Here is a 17,330-nt window from a genome sequence, read left to right as displayed (position 1 = left end):
GCCAGAATCTGCCGGCAGCGAGGCAACTGGCAAGATGGAAGGCATGACTTCAGCCGTTGCCCCTGCCATTGCCCTGACCATCGCCGGCTCCGAAGCGACCGGCGGCGCCGGCGCGCAGGCCGACCTCAAAACCTTCCAGGAACTGGGAGTTTTCGGCATCGCGAACCTCACGTGCATCGTTTCCTTCGACCCACTGGACAACTGGAACCACCGCTTCGTGCCAGTGGACCAGCAGGTTATTGCTGACCAGTTGGAAGCCACGACGGCGGCCTACGGTCCCGTTTCCGGCGCACCATCTGCCCTGGACACCGTGAAGATCGGCATGCTCGGCAGCCCGGCAACCATCAGCACGGTGGAGAAGGCGTTGGCCGATGGCTCATTCGCGAACGTGGTCCTTGACCCGGTCCTGATCTGCAAGGGACAGGAGCCCGGCCACGCCTTGGACACCGACCAGGCCTTGAAAGCGCAGATCCTGCCGCTGGCCACCTTCGTCACCCCCAACCACTTTGAGGCTGAGTCCCTGTCCGGGCTGACCATCAATGACGAAGAGTCATTGAAGGACGCTGCCATCCGCATCCATGAGATCAGCGGCGCAGTAGTCCTCGCCAAAGGTGGGGTGCGGCTGGAAGGCCCTGACGCCGTCGACGTTTACTACGACGGCGAAACGCTGGAAGTCCTGCGCAGTCCCAAGGTTGGCGACGTCGCTGTGTCCGGTGCCGGCTGCTCCCTGGCCGCGGCGGTGACCGCTGAGTTGGCCAAGGGCGCCACGCCACTGGAAGCTGCCCGCACCGCCAAGGCGTTCGTGACGGCCGGGATCAAGAACCGGGTATCCTCGGGCGCTCCGTTTGATGCCCTGTGGCAGGGCGGGTCCCGCTAGACGGTGTCCGTTAGCGCGAGACCTTGCCCATGAGCGAGGCGACCGGGCGCAGGAACAGCGGGCGAGCCAGGAACCAAGCGGCCGCCGTAAAGACGATTGAGGCAGCGAAAATGCCGAAGCCCCACCAGCTGTAATCGTTGTTCGAGGCGTACATGTGGTTCAGGTTGTTCAGCGCACCCGTGGCCAGGACCAACGTGACGTGGACGATCACGAACGCCACAAAGTAGATCATCACCGGGAAGTGGATCTGGCGGGCGAGTTCGATCGGGTAGAACTTGTTGATCGCTGCCTTCTTCGGCCACGCACCGGACATCCGAAGACCGGTGATGATGGCCAGCGGGGCGGCGATGAAGACGGTGACAAAGTAGGTCAGCAGCTGCAGGCTGTTGTAGTTGTTCCAGCCGTTCTCAATGGGCCAGTTCAGCGAGGCGTACTGCAGCGCTGCGGACAGCGCGTTGGGGAAGACGTCCCAGTTGGTGGGGATGATCCGCAGCCACTGGCCGGTAGCAAACAGCAGGACGATGAAGATGATGCCGTTCAACACCCACAAGGCATCCAGCGTGAGGTGGAACCAGAGATCCAGGCTGATCTTGGACGGCGCATTCTTGGTCTTGATGAACCCCTTGTTGTTCCGGGTCCAGTAAGCCGGCGGCCTTGTGGTGGTCCGGACCTGCCAGCCGGAGCGGATGATCAGAACCAGGAAGAACATATTGAGGAAGTGTTGCCAGCCGAGCCATGCCGGGAAGCCTGTGGGGGTGCCTTCGGGGATCGCTGAGTGTCCAGGGTAGTCCACCAGGAACTGTTGAACGGGTTGCAGCGTCCGGAGCCACTGGGCGATGAGCACCAGGACCAACGCCACCACCAACGCTACGGCGGTAACGACGACGGGTTTGAACCACCTGTTCGACGTGATCCCGGACGACTTGCTTGAAACGGACATCAGGCCGCGTTCCTCTCTGGCTTTGTTTGGCATGCGACCAGTTGGCGCTCTCTCATAGCGATTCAACCAGTTGCAGCGCGACGGTAAAAACGGCACCCGGGTTTCGGGGCGTTTGACGTCAAAAATCGCAGCATTCGGATACATACCGCAACACATATTTCTAGAACAAGCTTCTAAGATTGTTTCCTTTAGTTGATTGATGGTCAAGGGGTTTGAATGCTTTAAGTCGGGGCTTGATGAAGGTACGATTCCAGAAAGAAGCCCGACGACACTCCGGCAAACTGCATGTCGCGGCGAAGGGAGCACCCTTGGTTCGGAAAACATCCAACGCGGCAGTCCCTGCTGGCTCGTGGCAATGGAGCCGGACAGCCGCCACCCGAAGAAACCTCCTGGATGCGGCCAGGGAAGTTTTCTGCGAGCACGGCTTCACCGATGCCAGCATTTCGGACGTCGTTGCCCGTTCCGGCTCAAGCGTCGGCAGCCTGTATCACCACTTCGGGGGCAAGACCGAACTGTTCCTGGCCCTCTGGGATGATTATCAAAACGAGCATGAAAGGCTCGTCGCCGCGGCTGTAGCAAAGGCCAGGAAGTCAGGCGAGAACGATCCGTTGGCACTGTTCAACGTGGGCAGCCGCAGCTACTTCGACTACACCTGGACGCACCGCGCATTGGAGCGGGTGTTCATCGAGGGCGACACTCCCCCGGGGTTCGAGGTACTTCGGCGTGAACGTGGACGCGAGTGGGTTCGGCAAAACTCCGTGCTGCTGGGCGCCAGCGATGACACTCTGGGCAAGCTCACGGTCGCGGTCATCACGGACATCATTACTCTCGCCGGACACGAGGTCGCCTTGAGTTCGTCCAAACGGCAGGCGGACGACGTCGTTGAGGCTGCGGCAGTGCTGGTGGGGCGGCTGGTTCAATAGCCAACGCTCTCTCACATCCTGGCCGGTTCCGGCGGTTCCTCTCTCACATCCCGGCGGGTTCCGGCGGTTCCTCTCTCACATCCCGGCGGGTTCCGGCGGTTCCTCTTGCACATCCCACCCCTCAGCGTGGATCAGCAACCCAACCCGTGAACAACGGCATGCCGGTTTCAACGTGCACAATCTCGTAATGGAACGGGTGGTCGAGGATGATTTCACGATCTGCAATGAGGGCGCTTGCGGCATCCCCGTTGAGCTGGGTCACCGCGGATGCGATGGTTCCCTTTTCGGCAACGGTAATGTTGGCTGCTTGTGCCGCTTGAGTAAGTTGCATTCCCTGTTGGATCGCATCGAAATCGGACTGTGTCGCCAGTGTTTTCCTGAGGCCGAGTGTTTCGAAGACCTTCCGCAGTTCAAAGGTCGTCTTGTGGTCCCATTTGGGTAGGCTGATTTGGACCATGTCCAGCGGCGCGTTTTCCAAGCGTCGGGCAACGTCAGAAAGCACCTCCGCTGAAACCGGAACTGCACCGGCGACACCCGACGCACCGCCGTCGGGCAGTACCAGCCTCATCACGAAACCTTCGGCGTACGGGAGGTCAACGGCTTTCCAGCCCGCGCCTTCGGCGTACGCCATGCTGATGCCTCCGTGCATAGTGGGAACGGAGACGACTTCCCCGCCGGCTTTGGTGAAGGGCTGAGCCGACGTGTCGTTCGGGTCGAAGGGCGTTTGCCAAGCCGCGGCGAAGTAGAGCGCGTTGAGCAAGCTGAAGGTGTTGTCGGGATCGTACTTTGCAGGTGCTTCCTTGATCCTGCCACCCGTGTTGCTGCTGACCCACTGGTCGATGGCAGGTTTGGTCACGGCCTCGTTCTGGAAGGACACCGGGTACACACCCGTGCCATAGTGCTTGGCGAGCGTGGCCAGAAAGTCCTTTCCTGTGGGGATGCCTTTGTCGACGAACAGGCCGTTGGCTGCGTGCATGACAGGTTTGCGCGGCGGGTCGTCCTCGTCCACGCTTCCGGGGTCGCCGTCATACTTTTCCAGTGCAGCGAGTACCGCGTTCATCGCTTCGTCGCGACCCTCGATGGGCAAAGCCAGGGCCGAATCCATCTCAGCGGCAGATTCTCCGGATGCTCCGGCTCGCAGCATGCTGAGCGCGATCAACAGGCTCGCGGGCGACGAAACAACATTTCCATTTGCGGCATCCCCTCCGTCCGCGAGCAGTGTAGCGCCGAGCTTGCGCGCAGAGGCATTCAGCGCCTCGCGTTGGGCAGCGTAATCCGTCGCTTGGACCGAAACCCGCGTAACGCCGTCGGCCTTTAAGAGCCCGACGTCGGCTGGTTGCGGCGCGCAGGCACTGATTGTCTCCGATCCGCTCGCCAACATGGCTGCCGCTACTACCGCGACCACTTTCCGAACTCGATACATGCCGATCCCCCCATTTGATCTTCTCCTCACATGCTGCACGCTTTGCCTTCGGAACTCACGCGATCTGAGAGAGGGATGGCCAAATGTGGCCGGAATGTGAGCGAGCATCACGGAAAAGCAGGTGGGAAGTGAACGAGCATCGGGGGAAACCGGTCAGGATGTGAGAGAGGGTCGGGTCAGCGGGCGGAGTGGGCGGCCAGGAAGCTGTACACCTCGGTTTCGTCCACGCCGGGGAACGCGCCGGGAGGCATGGCAGCCAGCAGGTGCGAATGGGCCCGTGCCGACGGCCAGGCGTTGCCGGCCCACTCGTTCGCAAGCGAGGCAGGTGGCCGCTTGCAGCAGTTCGGGTCCGGGCAGGTAGAAGTAGCACGGGCCGTGGTCTCGCGCCCACGGAACCATTTCACGTGCTGGTACGGCACCCCAATACTCAAAGAAAATTCACCCGCAGCCGAGCGCTCGGTCCGGGCTGTGCACCAGTAAGTACCCGAAGGCGTGTCCGTGTACTGGCTGTATGCGCTGAACTTGTCCGGGACATCGAACACCGCCCGCGACGTCCAGGCCTTGCACGACGGCTGCCCCTCGATTGCGCCCGTGTGATCCTGTGGGAAGGTCACGCCGTCGTTCTCGTACGCCTTGTAGATGATGCCGGACTGGTGTGTCTTCTGGAAGTGCGTGGTGATGCCCAGGTGCTTGGTAGCCAGGTTGGTGAAGCGGTGCGCGGCGGTCTCGTAGGACACAGCAAAGGCATCGCGAATGTCCTCCACGGCGATTTCCTTCGCGGCCTTCGCTTTTTGGAGGAACTCAACGGTGGCCTGCTCCGGAAGCAACAGCGCGGCCGCGAAATAGTTGGTGGCCACTCGTTGTGCCAGGAAATCGCCGTAGTTCCGCGGAGTTTCGTGCCCCAGGACATAGTGGCCGAGCGCCTGCAGAAGCACCGAACGGGGGTCATGGTCCTGGCGTTGGTTCTGCGTCAGATAAATTCTGCGGTTCTTCAAATCGGTCACAGACCGGGTGGAATGGGGCAAATCGCCCACATGGTGCAGGGTGAAACCGAGGTTCTCCGCGATGTCCGCGATGACGTGCTGGCTGAGCGGGCCGGTGGTGTAGCCCACCCCTTTGAGGACCTTCTGCGCCTCCGCCTCATACTCCGGGAAATAGTTACCGCGCTCGCGCATCATGGCACGCAACTCGCCGTTCGCGCGGCGGGCTTCTTCCGGCGTCGCGACCTGCTCGTTGAGTTTGCGTTCGAGCTCCTGAAGCAACCCCACCTGGGACTCCAGCACATCCAGCGGAAGCCGCGAGCTAATGCGGATTTTCGGCAGGTTCAGGGACTCGTACAGGGGTCCACGCTGGTACCGTTCCAGCTCGATTTCCAGGGCCGCGCGGCGGCTGGGCGGCTCGGCCCCCAACAGCTGATCGATGCTCACGCCGAGGGCCGCGGCGAGTTGCTGAAGAAGGCCCAATTTGGGTTCGCGCTTACCGTTTTCGATCAGGCTGAGCTGACTCGGCGCGGTCCCGACGGCGGCACTCAAGTCGTCCAGCGTCAGGCCGGCCTGCTTGCGCAGGTGGCGCACGCGGCGGCCAAGGCTAATGACGTCCAGTTCAGGGGACGTTGTGGAGGACGACGGCGGCGCGACTTCGCGATTCCAGCTCACAGGCGACATTTCTTGAGAATACGCGAAGAAGTGCATTTCTTTCCATAGTTTTCCTCTAGAAAGCCTGTTGTAAGTGCAGAAAAGTAGGTCTTACGAAAAAGAAATACAGACCCCGGGTAAGCCGGCCGATGCAGCAAAGGCGCAGCGGAGGCCGGCCCGGGAGCCCTTGGATATTAGGAGACATGCAATGACCGCATCATTTGAACCAGCAGAATCCGCACAGACTGCAGAGCAGCAGGCAGCAGCGCTGGAACTTGAATGGTCCGCCAACCCGCGTTGGGAAGGCGTCACCCGTGATTACTCGGCCACCGACGTCGTCCGCCTCCGCGGTCGCGTCTCTGAAGAGCACACACTGGCCCGCCGCGGTTCGGAGAAGCTCTGGAAGCAGCTCACCGAGGAAGCACCCACCGGCGGGTACACCAACGCTCTCGGCGCACTGACCGGCAACCAGGCCGTGCAGCAGGTCAAGGCCGGACTCCGCGCCATCTACCTTTCCGGGTGGCAGGTTGCCGCTGACGCGAACCTCTCCGGCCACACCTACCCGGACCAGTCCCTGTACCCGGCCAACTCGGTCCCTCAGGTTGTCCGCCGCATCAACAACGCGCTGCTCCGGGCTGACCAGATCGAATACGCCGAGGGCGTCAAGACCGTTGAGGACTGGCTGGTTCCGATCGTCGCCGACGCCGAAGCCGGCTTCGGTGGCCCGCTGAACGCCTACGAACTCATGAAGTCCATGATCACCGCAGGTGCCTCGGGTGTTCACTGGGAAGACCAGCTCGCTTCAGAAAAGAAGTGCGGACACCTCGGCGGCAAGGTCCTGATCCCCACCCAGCAGCACATCCGGACCCTCAACGCAGCCCGCCTGGCAGCCGACGTCGCCGGTACCCCGACCGTCGTCATCGCCCGCACCGACGCCGAAGCAGCAACGCTGATCACTTCCGATGTTGACGAGCGCGACCAGGAATTCATCACCGGTGAACGCACAGCCGAGGGCTTCTACAAGGTCCGCAACGGCATCGAACCCTGCATCGCCCGCGCCAAGGCCTACGCACCGTACTCCGACTTGATCTGGATGGAGACCGGCACCCCGGACCTGGAGCTTGCCCGCAAGTTCGCCGAATCGGTCAAGGCCGAATTCCCGGACCAGATGCTTTCCTACAACTGCTCCCCGTCCTTCAACTGGCGCAAGCACCTGGACGACACCACCATCGCCAAGTTCCAGCGCGAGCTCGGCGCCATGGGCTTCACGTTCCAGTTCATCACCCTGGCCGGATTCCACGCCCTGAACTACTCGATGTTCGACCTCGCCCACGGTTACGCCCGCGAAGGCATGAGCGCCTACGTCGAGCTCCAGGAAAAGGAATTCGCCTCCGAAGCCCGCGGCTACACCGCCACCAAGCACCAGCGCGAAGTCGGCACCGGCTACTTCGACGACATCGCCACCGCGCTCAACCCGAACGCATCCACCCTCGCTCTGGTCGGATCGACCGAAGAGGGCCAATTCCACTAACCACACCCGACGGCGGGACTTCCGCCGGCCTGCGGACCGGTAATGCTCTGCCTGCTATTCCCCACGTCCCGGTTTCGACCTCGCTGAGCGAGGACGGACCGGGACGCAGGGCCCCTTTTACGCAGGCTGCCGCACCACCGTTCCTCCGGTCTCTCTGGCCCACCTCACGCAAGTGCCGCCGTCGAACATTTTCATAGGAGATTTGAAATGAACAGCTTCACGGACAACTTCACTATCAATGGCATTACTTTGACCGCGCAGCCTATTTGCCGGCAAAACGAGGTCCTCACGCCGGATGCTTTGGAGTTCATCGGCCAACTGCACCGGGCTACTGCTGATCGTCGTCAGGAGCTGATGCAGGCACGGCACGCACGGCGCAATCAGATTTCCAGTGGCCAGGATCCGCGGTTCCTCCCCGAGACCGAGGCCATCCGCAACGACCCGAGCTGGCGTGTTGCTCCCCCGGCCCCGGGCCTGGAGGACCGCCGCGTAGAGATCACGGGCCCGGTGGATAAGAAGATGACCATCAACGCCCTGAACTCCGGTGCCAAGGTCTGGCTGGCCGACATGGAAGACTCCTCCACCCCGACGTGGCGCAACGTCATCCAGGGCCAGCTGAACCTGACCGACGCACTGGAACGCCGCATCGATTTCACCTCCCCCGAAGGCAAGGAGTACAAGCTCAAGCCGGCCGGAGACCTGCCCACCATCGTGGTCCGTCCCCGCGGCTGGCACCTGCCCGAGAAGCACATGCTGATCGACGGCAAGCCCATCGCCGGCGGCATCGTGGACTTCGGGCTGTTCTTCTTCCACAACGCCCGCCGCCTGCTCGCCCAGGGCAAGGGCCCGTACTTCTACCTGCCCAAGATCGAAAACCACCTCGAAGCACGCCTGTGGAACGACATCTTCGTCCTGGCCCAGGACCTCCTCGGCATCCCGCAGGGCACCATCCGCGCCACCGTGCTGATCGAAACCATCACCGCCGCCTTCGAGATGGAGGAGATCCTGTACGAACTCCGGGATCACGCCTCCGGTTTGAACGCCGGTCGGTGGGACTACATCTTCTCCCTGATCAAGAACTTCCGCACCCGCGGACCGCGCTTCGTACTCCCGGACCGCGGCCAGGTGACCATGACCCAGCCGTTCATGCGGGCCTACACCGAACAACTCGTCCGGGCCTGCCACCGCCGCGGGGCCATGGCAATCGGTGGCATGGCCGCAGCTGTCCCGAACCGCAAGGACGAAGCAGCCAACACCGCCTCGTTCGAGAAGGTCCGCGCCGATAAGACCCGCGAAGCCAACGACGGCTTCGACGGCTCCTGGGTAGCCCACCCGGACCTCGTACCGGTCTGCCGCGAAGTGTTCGACTCCGTGCTCGGCGACAGGCCGAACCAGCTGGACCGCAGCCGCGAGGACGTCACCCCGGATGACCGCGCACTGATCGACATCGCCAGCACCGAAGGCACCATCACCGAGGCCGGGGTTCGCCTGAACATCGAGGTAGGCATCCGCTACATCGAGTCCTGGCTCCGCGGCAACGGCGCCGTCGCCATCCACAACCTCATGGAAGACGCCGCAACCGCCGAGATCTCCCGGTCCCAGCTCTGGCAATGGATCCACTCCCACGCCATCACCGATCACGGCGAGATCATCAGCCGTGAATGGGTCCAGGACATGCTGGACGAGGAATACGCCCGACTGGAACGCTTCGACGGAGACCGCTTCGCTGACGCCCGCGCCATCTTCGAAGAAGTCACCTTGGCCGAGGAATTCCCCACCTTCCTGACAATCCCGGCCTACGCCCGTTTCCTCACCGAGGCCCGTGAAGAGGCCACGGAGGAGGAACTCGTCGCCGCCTAGCTGAACTGGTCAGCGACAAACCAAGCCCCGACGCTGGGCTGCCTGCACTCTTCGCAACAAGTGACCCCGATGGTCGGGGAGGCAGCCCAGCAGCGGGGTTTCTCCATGCCACCGCGGGCCCGGAATGCGACCGGCCTCGCACCGATTCGATGGCCAGCTTCACACAAGACGCTTCCTACCGTCTAATGCGCAGCGCACCCCCGAATCGGGTAGGGAAGGACAACCCCGACGGCGGCGCTCACTTACCCCTGTCGGGCCACCCAGCGCACGGACAACGTAACGCACACACAGAACGCGAGCACCGAACCGAGGATCACCAGCAGCGGCACGGTCCAGCCCTCGGACACGCCATGGACGTAGCCGATGACGGTTGGCGCCAGCGCTGCAACCAGATAGCCCACGCCTTGGACGACGGCGGACATCTTCCCTGCCGAGGCTTGATCCCTGGCGAACTTGATGATGGCAATGAACACCACCGTGATGCCGCCACCCTGCGCAATGCCTCCCATGGAAGACCACATCCACCACAAATCAGGCGCCAGGAGCAAGCCCACGGGAACCGTCAGCCATAGCGCACTCAAGGTGACGGCCACCGTCGTCGTGCTGGCGAAGCGGGCCAGGAGCGGCACACCAAGCCCGCCCACAATCGCGAAGATCTGGAACAGTGAGGAGCCTGCGCCGGCCTCGGCGGCGCCCATGCCGAGTTCGTCGGACAGGAAGCTCGGCAGCCACGCTGTGACCCCGTAATAGGAGAACGCTTGACCGGCGAAGCCAAGTGTCAGGCCTGCCGTTAACCAGCCAACTCCTACAACCGCAGTGGACGCGGACCGGTCGGGCGCAGGAACTGCGGCGGGAACCAAGGCGCGGCGGAATCCCACAGTCGGTATCCAGAACAAGATGGCTGCCAACGCCAGAAGGGCACTCGCCGCCAAGGAAAGCCGCCAGCCCACCAGTTCAGCGAGCGGTGCAGTAGCCACAGAGGTGAGGAACGAGCCAATGTTCAGGGCTGCCGTATATACGCCCATCGCCGTAGCTTGACGCCGTGGAGCGAAGTCCCTGCGGATGATGAGTGGCACGGCGATATTGCCGATCGTAATAGCCACACCGATGATGACTGTCCCCACCAGGACCGGCACGCCACCGCCGCTGGACCGGATCACGACGCCGGCCAGTACGCCGAGCAGCGTGAGCATGACGGCAAATTCGGCACCGAGCCGCCGCCCGGCCAGGGACGCCAACGGCGAGGCGAGCGAAAAACAGAGCACGGGGATACCAGTCAGCAGACCCAGTTCAACAGGCGAAAATCCGAGATCGGCCTGCAGCGAATCCACCACTGGGGCCACTGCCACGAACGGCCCACGCATGTTGAGCGCGATCAGGCCGATGCAGGCGAGGATCAACCATCCCCGGGGAACTTTGGCGAGGAACTGGCTCATGGATTGCGCTGGAAGGTGGCGGGAAACGTTTTCATCACCTTCATTGCTATCACGCCGCCACCGGCCATCCGGTCACAAACGGCGCCTATCCCGCTGCTTGGAGCGTGGCTTCAATCACTGCCGGTGAGAGAACGTACTGCGTCACCATCTGGCTGGCGCCCAGGATTGCAGCGCGATCACCGGCCATGGAAATACCGATCCGCAAGTGAGTGGTGGCCAACGGCAGCGAACGCCGGTACACAACTTCGCGAATGCCGGCAACCAGGTGTTCGCCAGCCTCTCCCACGCTGCCGCCGATGACGATCATGGAAGGATTGAGCAGGTTGACCACGGTGGCCAGCACATCGCCGACGTCCCGTCCCGCCTGCCGGAGGGCCTGGATGGCCTGCAAATTTCCCTCGGCTACCAGCCGGAGGACATCAGCTCCCGTGGCCGCTTCGAGACCTTGCGCCTTGAGTTGGCGGGCGACGGCCGGACCTGAGGCGAGTGCTTCCAGGCAGCCGTAGTTGCCGCAACGGCAGAGGACGTCGTCGCCGCGGGGTACCCGCACGTGGCCGAGGTCCCCGGCGGTGCCGTTGGCGCCGCGCTGCAGTTGGCCGCTGCTGATGATGCCTGCGCCGATGCCAGTAGCGACCTTGATGAACAGGAAATTCTCGTGGTCGGGCCAGTAGGCGGTGCGTTCGCCAAGCGCCATGATGTTGACGTCGTTGTCCACCAGAACTGGAACGGGCAGCGAGCGCTGGACATAAGGAACGACGTCGAATCCGTCCCAGCCCGGCATGATGGGTGGCTTGACCGGCCGTCCGGTGGCGTGTTCCACGGGCCCGGGCAGTCCGATGCCAATGCCCGCGAGGTCGCCGGGTTCGCGCCCGGCTTCGCTGAGCAGCTCGCGCCCGGCTTTGATGACCTGGCCAAGCACGATGTCCGGGCCCTCGGCGACTTCCTGCGTCAGCCTGCGTTCGGCGAGGACGCTTCCACCGAGGTCGGTGACGGCGACAATCACGTGGGTGGCTCCGACGTCGACCGCCAGGACGACGCGGGCGGCGGGGTTGAAGGCAAAGCGCGACGGCGGCCTGCCGCCACTGGATGTGGCCTCCCCGGCAGGCCCGACGAGGCCGGATCCGATCAGGGCGTCGATCCGGGAAGCGACGGTGGAGCGGGCGAGTCCTGTGGTGAGGGCAAGTTCAGCGCGGGTCCTTGCTTGGCCGTCCCGGAGGAGCTGGAAGAGGTCCCCGGCACGAGAAAGGTTACCGGCATCCTGCGCGGGGGCGTCTTTTACGCCTTGGTGTCCGGGTGCTGAGGTCATGCAATTAGTGAAGCACGATTGCTTATGCGTGTCATGCAGCAGAAGCTTGTCGGCAATATTTCAACTTTTGCTTGACGCTCGACAAAAGTCCCCCTAGGTTGTGAGGAGCAGCACATCACCCCCTTGGATGCCGGAAATCAACGGCATCAATTTGCCTCCACCCACAACGACGAGGAGAGACAGTGTCATATTCGATCCAGCTCTACACGGTCCGAAAGGCCCTTGAAGAGGATCTGGCGGGAACCATCCAGCGCTTGGCCGACATCGGATTCACCATGGTTGAGCCATACCGTTTCGTTGCCAAGGCCGACGAACTCAAGCGGGCATTGACGGAGAACAACCTCACCGCCCCGTCCGGCCACGCTCCCTTGCTCAGCGATGACCAGGACGCAATCTTTACCGCTGCGCAGCAGCTGGGCATCGGTACTGTCATTGACCCGCATGTCCCGATCGAGCGCTGGAACACCATCGAAGACATCAAAGCAACCGCGGAACAGCTCAATGCGGCCGCCGCCAAGGGAGCCGAATACGGTGTCCGCGTCGGTTATCACAACCACTGGTGGGAAGTTGAATCCGTCATTGACGGCAAAACGGCAATCGAACATCTGGCCGACCACCTCAACCCCGAGGTCGTCCTGGAATTGGACACGTATTGGGTAGCAGTAGGTGGCCAGAACCCTGCCGAGCTCTTGGCCCGCCTTGGTGACCGCGTCAAGTTCATTCACATCAAGGACGGTCCCGTGACCTCGGACCCGTCGAGCCAGCTCGCCGTTGGTGCCGGCCAGATGCCTATTTGGGACGTGTTGGGCGCCGCCGGCTCCCTTGAGGCAGCGGTGGTGGAACTGGACGACTTCCAGGGCGACATGTTTGACGCCGTGGAAGACAGCTACAACTACCTCAGCGCCGGGAAGGTGTCCGCATGAGTAACGCAGCAGGAATGGCCTTTGGTTCCCTGACGTCAGGCCCGGTGGGTTCAGGCCCCGTAGGCGTAGGCATCATCGGCGCAGGTGTCATCAGCAAGCAGTATCTGGACAACCTCACAAGCTTCCCCGATGTTCGCGTTGTGGCGATCGGTGACTTGTTCGAAGAGGCCGCAGCCACCCGCGCCAACGAGTACGGCATCCCCGTGCACGGTGGCATTGATGCTGTCCTCGGCCACCCGGAGGTGGAGATTGTCATCAACCTGACCATCCCCGCTGCCCACGTGGAAGTCGCTACACAGGCTGTCAACGCCGGCAAGCACGTGTGGAGCGAAAAGCCATTCTCGCTGGACCGTGAAAGTGGCCTTGGCTTGCTAAAGGCAGCCGACGCCGCCGGCGTCAGGTTGGGTTGTGCTCCGGACACGTTCCTCGGCGCCGGCCTCCAAACTGCCCGCCGCATGATCGAACGCGGCGACATCGGCACTCCGCTGACGGCACTGACCCTGATGCAGTCCCCGGGTCCTGAATCCTGGCACCCGAACCCCGCATTCCTGTTCCAGGACGGCGCCGGTCCTCTGTTCGACATCGGCCCCTACTACCTGACAACGCTCGTTCAGACCTTTGGCAGCATCCGCAAGGTAGGCGCTTTCGGTTCCAAGTCCCGGGAGGCACGTGTGATCGGCTCGGGCCCCAAGGCCGGCGAGACGTTCGAGGTCACAGTCCCTACTCACGTCAGCTCCATCCTCGAGTTCGAGAACGGTGAATCTGCGCAGAGCATCTTCAGCTTCGATTCCCCGCTCAAACGCGCAGGGTTTGTGGAGATCACCGGTTCCGAAGCCACCATCGCTTTGCCGGACCCGAACAACTTCGACGGCGACATCAGGATTTGTGCGCTCGGTTCCGACGACTGGACAACCGTCCCTTCAGTTGGCTCAACTGCCAGCCGTGGAGCCGGTGTCCTCGAAATGGCCCGCGCCATCCGTGAGGGCCGGCCACACCGTGCCCAGGGTGAACTTGCGTTCCACATCCTGGACACCATGGCCTCCATCGCAGAATCAATCGACAACCGGGCCTTTGTGGATGTGGAAAGTTCTGCAACACAGGTCCCTGCGCTGCCCGAGGATTGGGATCCCACAGCAGCAACGCTTTCAGCCTAGTTTCAGCCAGCACCAGCTCGACGACGAGAAAACCGGAGCATCATGAAGAATCCCATGAAAGTCCTATCGGCAGTTGCCGCGACAGCAGCCTTGGCACTGGGTCTCAGCGCCTGCGGTGGCGGCGGTAGCAGCCCACAAGCAAGCAGCGACACCATCACCTACTGGGCATCGGACCAAGGCAACAGCCTGGACGACACTGCAGCCAAGCTGAAGCCCACGCTGGATCGTTTTACGGAAAAAACCGGAGTAAAGGTACAGCTGGAAGTCATCAGCTGGACTGACCTCTACAACCGCATTCTTACCGCAGTTACCAGTGGCGACGGCCCGGACGTCCTCAACATCGGCAACACGTGGGCCGTGACCCTTCAGGAGACGGGCGCTTTCGAGCCCGTGGAAGGTGAACTGCTGGAGGCCGTTGGTGGCAAGGACCGCTTCCTGAAGACCAGCTGGTCCACCGGTGGCGCAGAGGGCAAGACCCCCACGTCTGTGCCGCTCTACGGCCTGGCCTACAACATGTATTACAACACCAAGCTGTTCAAGGAAGCCGGCATCGAGAAGGCCCCCACAACTTGGGACGAGTTTGTGGCCGATGCCAAGAAGCTCACCAAGGACACCAACGGAGACGGCAAGCCCGATCAGTGGGGCTTCACCGCAGCCGGTGCATCCGTTTCCGCCAACTCGCACCAAGCGTTCGTTCGTGGCCTGCAGAACGGCGGCACCTTGTTCGACGGTGACGGAAAGCCCACGTTCGACAGCGATCCGCAGGTAGAGGGCGTCAAGCAGTTCGTGGACCTGATGGCCACGGACAAGGTGATGTCGCCGTCGGACGCTGAACTGAGCCAAGGCAGCCAGAAGGTGGACAACCTCATCAACGGCAAGGCCGCCATGATGTTTGACCAGAGCCCGCTGAAGAACTTCGCTGCTCGCGACTTCAAGGACTGGGGTGTAGCCCCGATCCCCATGATGACCGCCGGAGCTACCGGTGACCGCGGCACCCAGAGCCACGTGGCCGGTATCAACCTCAGCGTCTTCAAGAACAGCGACAACAAGGCAAATGCCATCAAGCTGGCCGGGTTCCTGACCAGCGACGAAGAGCAGATTGCCCTCAACAAGGCCTATTCCTCCCTGCCGGTAGTCACCGCGGCGTCGAGCGATGCCGCCTTCCAGACCGAAGAGGTCAAGGCCAAGAATGACGCCCTGTCCAACCACTCCCTGCCCATGCCGCTGATCGCCAAGGAGGGTCAGATGGAGACCCTCACCGGCACGGCAATCAAGAACCTCTTTGCCAAAGCGGCAACGGGAACTGTTTCCGAAGACGACATCCGGGCGGCCCTCAAGGACGCCAATAACCAGATGGCCGCGGCCCAGTAACCAGGCCCAGTGAGCGGGGACGCCACCATAAAGTGGTGTCCCCGCTCCGGCAAAGGAGTTTCCATGTCCCATTCAGCATTGGACAGCGGCCCCGCCGCTGCAGGCAGCACCGCTGCCGTTGATCCCGAGCCCGGGAAACCACGGGCCGCAAGCACACCGCCGGTACGTAAACGGCGTCGCTCATTCCTCCCCTACGGCTTGATCCTTCCGGCCGCGATCCTTGAACTCCTGATCCACATCGGCCCGATGCTCCTTGGGATCTGGATTGCGTTCATCTCCCTGACGCAGCTCAACCTCACCAACTGGCTCAACGCACCGTTCGTAGGGCTACAGAACTTCATCAACGGGCTCAACCCGGACAGCACCATCGGCCAGGCCTTCTTCAGCACGGTTGGGCGCACGCTGGGCTACACCATCCTGGTGGTCGGCTTCTCCTGGATGCTCGGCATGGCAGGCGCAGTTTTCCTCTCCTCCAACTTCAAGGGACGTGCTCTTCTCCGTACGTTCTTCCTGGTCCCCTACGCACTCCCGGCCTATGTAGGAACCATTGCCTGGGCCTTCATGTTCAACCAGCGCGATGGTGCGGTGAACCAAATCCTGGTGGACACGCTTCACCTCTTCGGAGACGAACGCCCCTTCTGGTTGCTGGGCGGGAACTCCTTCGGAGCCATGGTGATCGTGAATGTGTGGCAGCTGTGGCCTTTTGCGTTCCTTATGCTCATGGCGGCCCTGCAGAACGTTCCCACCGACGTCTACGAGGCAGCGGCCATTGATGGCGCCACGCTCTGGCAGCAGTTCCGTCGCATCACGTTGCCCATGGTCCGTCCGGCCAATGGGGTCCTGCTCATGGTGATGTCGCTGTGGACCTTCAACCAGTTCAACGTCCCCTTTGTCCTGTTCGGAGCCACTTCCCCCAAGGAAGCTACCCTTATTTCCCCACTGATCTACCAAAACTCCTTCGGCAGTTGGAACTTCGGCCTGGGCGGCGCAATGAGCGTGCTGCTGCTGATCGCGTTGTTCATTGCCTCCGTTTTCTACATCCGCATGGTGCTGCCCAAGGGAGCCGACAATGATTGAGACACGCAACTTCCGGATCCTCAGGAACGTGGTCCTGACCATCCTGTCCCTCTGGGTAGCGGTACCGCTCTTCGTGGTGGTCTCCACCTCGCTGAAACCCCTCAAGGATGTCTCCGGACTCTTCCAGTGGATACCTCGCGAAATCACGGCGTCACCCTACCTGGACATCTGGAGCACGGTCCCGCTGGCCAAGTACTTCCAGAACAGCCTCATCATCACCGTCTGCGCTACAGCCTGCTCAGTGACAGTTGCCGTCCTTGCTGCCTACGCCATTGCGCGGCTGCAGTTCAAGGGAAAGCGTGCTTTCAGCCTGACTGTCCTATCCACCCAGATGTTCCCCGGAATCCTGTTCCTCCTGCCGCTTTACCTGATCTTCACGCAGATCCGTAACATGACCGGCCTGCAGCTTCAGGGCTCCTACCTCGGGCTGATCATCACGTACATGACATTCACTTTGCCCTTCGCCATCTGGATGCTCAGCGGCTACTTCGCCTCGATTCCGAAGGAACTGGAAGAGGCTTCGATGATCGATGGCACCGGCAGGATGGGAGCACTGTTCCGTGTGATCCTCCCTGTTGCCAAGCCTGGCATCATCGCAGTTGCCGTGTATTCATTCATCTCCGCATGGGGCGAGGTTCTGTTCGCATCCGTGCTGACCAACGAGGCCACAAAAACACTGTCCTTGGGGCTCAAGGCTTACGCCAGCGAATCGGATGTGTTTTGGAACCAACTCATGGCTGCTTCGGTGGTGGTCAGCCTGCCGGTCTTGATCGGATTCATCCTGGTGCAAAAACACTTGGTGGCAGGTCTGTCATCCGGGGCAGTTAAGTAGGTTCACTGTTAATAGACCGCAACCGACAGTACGAGCAACACCG

Annotated in this window: 14 protein-coding genes; 9 read left to right on the top strand and 5 right to left on the bottom strand. The window is 62.1% G+C overall.

Features of this window, described 5'->3' with window-relative positions:
- Positions 1–34: 34 nt before the first annotated feature.
- The gene (locus LDN90_RS03350) at positions 35–877 is read left to right on the top strand and encodes a hydroxymethylpyrimidine/phosphomethylpyrimidine kinase (RefSeq protein WP_216921668.1); all 843 of its coding nucleotides are present in this window, start codon (positions 35–37) and stop codon (positions 875–877) included.
- Positions 878–887: 10 nt separating this feature from the next.
- Here the strand turns inward: LDN90_RS03350 and LDN90_RS03345 are convergent, their stop codons facing one another.
- Positions 888–1,817, bottom strand: coding sequence for a cytochrome b/b6 domain-containing protein (locus LDN90_RS03345; RefSeq protein WP_223947907.1), 930 nt, complete (start codon positions 1,815–1,817; stop codon positions 888–890).
- Between the two features lie 308 nt (positions 1,818–2,125).
- Here LDN90_RS03345 and LDN90_RS03340 point away from each other — a divergent pair, with 308 nt between their 5' ends.
- Positions 2,126–2,740 carry a TetR/AcrR family transcriptional regulator gene (locus LDN90_RS03340; protein WP_223947906.1) on the top strand — a complete coding sequence of 205 codons (615 nt, stop codon included), beginning with the start codon at positions 2,126–2,128 and terminating at the stop codon, positions 2,738–2,740.
- Between the two features lie 121 nt (positions 2,741–2,861).
- Here LDN90_RS03340 and LDN90_RS03335 read toward each other — a convergent pair whose 3' ends face one another.
- Both LDN90_RS03335 and LDN90_RS03330 read right to left on the bottom strand, forming a co-directional pair.
- Positions 2,862–4,163 carry a serpin family protein gene (locus tag LDN90_RS03335; protein ID WP_223947905.1) on the bottom strand — a complete coding sequence of 434 codons (1,302 nt, stop codon included), beginning with the start codon at positions 4,161–4,163 and terminating at the stop codon, positions 2,862–2,864.
- Positions 4,164–4,339: 176 nt separating this feature from the next.
- Positions 4,340–5,854, bottom strand: coding sequence for an XRE family transcriptional regulator (locus LDN90_RS03330; protein WP_216921681.1), 1,515 nt, complete (start codon positions 5,852–5,854; stop codon positions 4,340–4,342).
- Positions 5,855–6,005: 151 nt separating this feature from the next.
- On the opposite strand from LDN90_RS03330, the gene aceA reads away from it, so the two are divergent.
- Positions 6,006–7,328 carry an isocitrate lyase gene (gene aceA, locus LDN90_RS03325; protein ID WP_223947904.1) on the top strand — a complete coding sequence of 441 codons (1,323 nt, stop codon included), beginning with the start codon at positions 6,006–6,008 and terminating at the stop codon, positions 7,326–7,328.
- 207 nt (positions 7,329–7,535) lie between these two features.
- Entirely contained in the window at positions 7,536–9,188 is a 1,653-nt protein-coding gene (aceB, locus tag LDN90_RS03320) for a malate synthase A (RefSeq protein ID WP_223947903.1), read from the top strand.
- A gap of 242 nt (positions 9,189–9,430) precedes the next feature.
- Here aceB and LDN90_RS03315 read toward each other — a convergent pair whose 3' ends face one another.
- Both LDN90_RS03315 and LDN90_RS03310 read right to left on the bottom strand, forming a co-directional pair.
- Complete coding sequence (locus LDN90_RS03315; protein ID WP_216921689.1) at positions 9,431–10,624, bottom strand: MFS transporter; 1,194 nt, start codon at positions 10,622–10,624, stop codon at positions 9,431–9,433.
- Positions 10,625–10,709: 85 nt separating this feature from the next.
- Complete coding sequence (locus LDN90_RS03310) at positions 10,710–11,930, bottom strand: ROK family protein (protein ID WP_216921692.1); 1,221 nt, start codon at positions 11,928–11,930, stop codon at positions 10,710–10,712.
- A gap of 182 nt (positions 11,931–12,112) precedes the next feature.
- Here LDN90_RS03310 and LDN90_RS03305 point away from each other — a divergent pair, with 182 nt between their 5' ends.
- The 5 genes from LDN90_RS03305 to LDN90_RS03285 all read left to right on the top strand — a co-directional run bounded on the left by LDN90_RS03305 (position 12,113) and on the right by LDN90_RS03285 (position 17,287).
- On the top strand, positions 12,113–12,853 hold the full coding sequence (locus LDN90_RS03305) for a sugar phosphate isomerase/epimerase (RefSeq protein WP_223947902.1): 741 nt from the start codon (positions 12,113–12,115) through the stop codon (positions 12,851–12,853).
- A complete protein-coding gene (locus tag LDN90_RS03300; RefSeq protein ID WP_223947901.1) occupies positions 12,850–14,007 on the top strand; it encodes a Gfo/Idh/MocA family oxidoreductase in 1,158 nt (385 codons plus the stop codon). Before LDN90_RS03305 ends, LDN90_RS03300 begins: the two co-directional genes overlap by 4 nt.
- Before the next feature lie 54 nt (positions 14,008–14,061).
- Complete coding sequence (locus LDN90_RS03295) at positions 14,062–15,378, top strand: sugar ABC transporter substrate-binding protein (RefSeq protein ID WP_216922784.1); 1,317 nt, start codon at positions 14,062–14,064, stop codon at positions 15,376–15,378.
- 63 nt (positions 15,379–15,441) lie between these two features.
- Positions 15,442–16,455, top strand: a complete 1,014-nt coding sequence (locus tag LDN90_RS03290; RefSeq protein ID WP_216921710.1) for a sugar ABC transporter permease — start codon at positions 15,442–15,444, stop codon at positions 16,453–16,455.
- On the top strand, positions 16,448–17,287 hold the full coding sequence (locus tag LDN90_RS03285) for a carbohydrate ABC transporter permease (protein ID WP_216921713.1): 840 nt from the start codon (positions 16,448–16,450) through the stop codon (positions 17,285–17,287). Before LDN90_RS03290 ends, LDN90_RS03285 begins: the two co-directional genes overlap by 8 nt.
- Positions 17,288–17,330 lie beyond the last annotated feature (43 nt).

It is taken from the genome of Arthrobacter sp. NtRootA1, assembly GCF_019976975.1.
Classification (GTDB): Bacteria; Actinomycetota; Actinomycetes; order Actinomycetales; family Micrococcaceae; genus Arthrobacter; species Arthrobacter aromaticivorans.
Note: the sequence above shows the minus strand (reverse complement) of the source record. Positions and strands in the feature narration are given on the sequence as shown.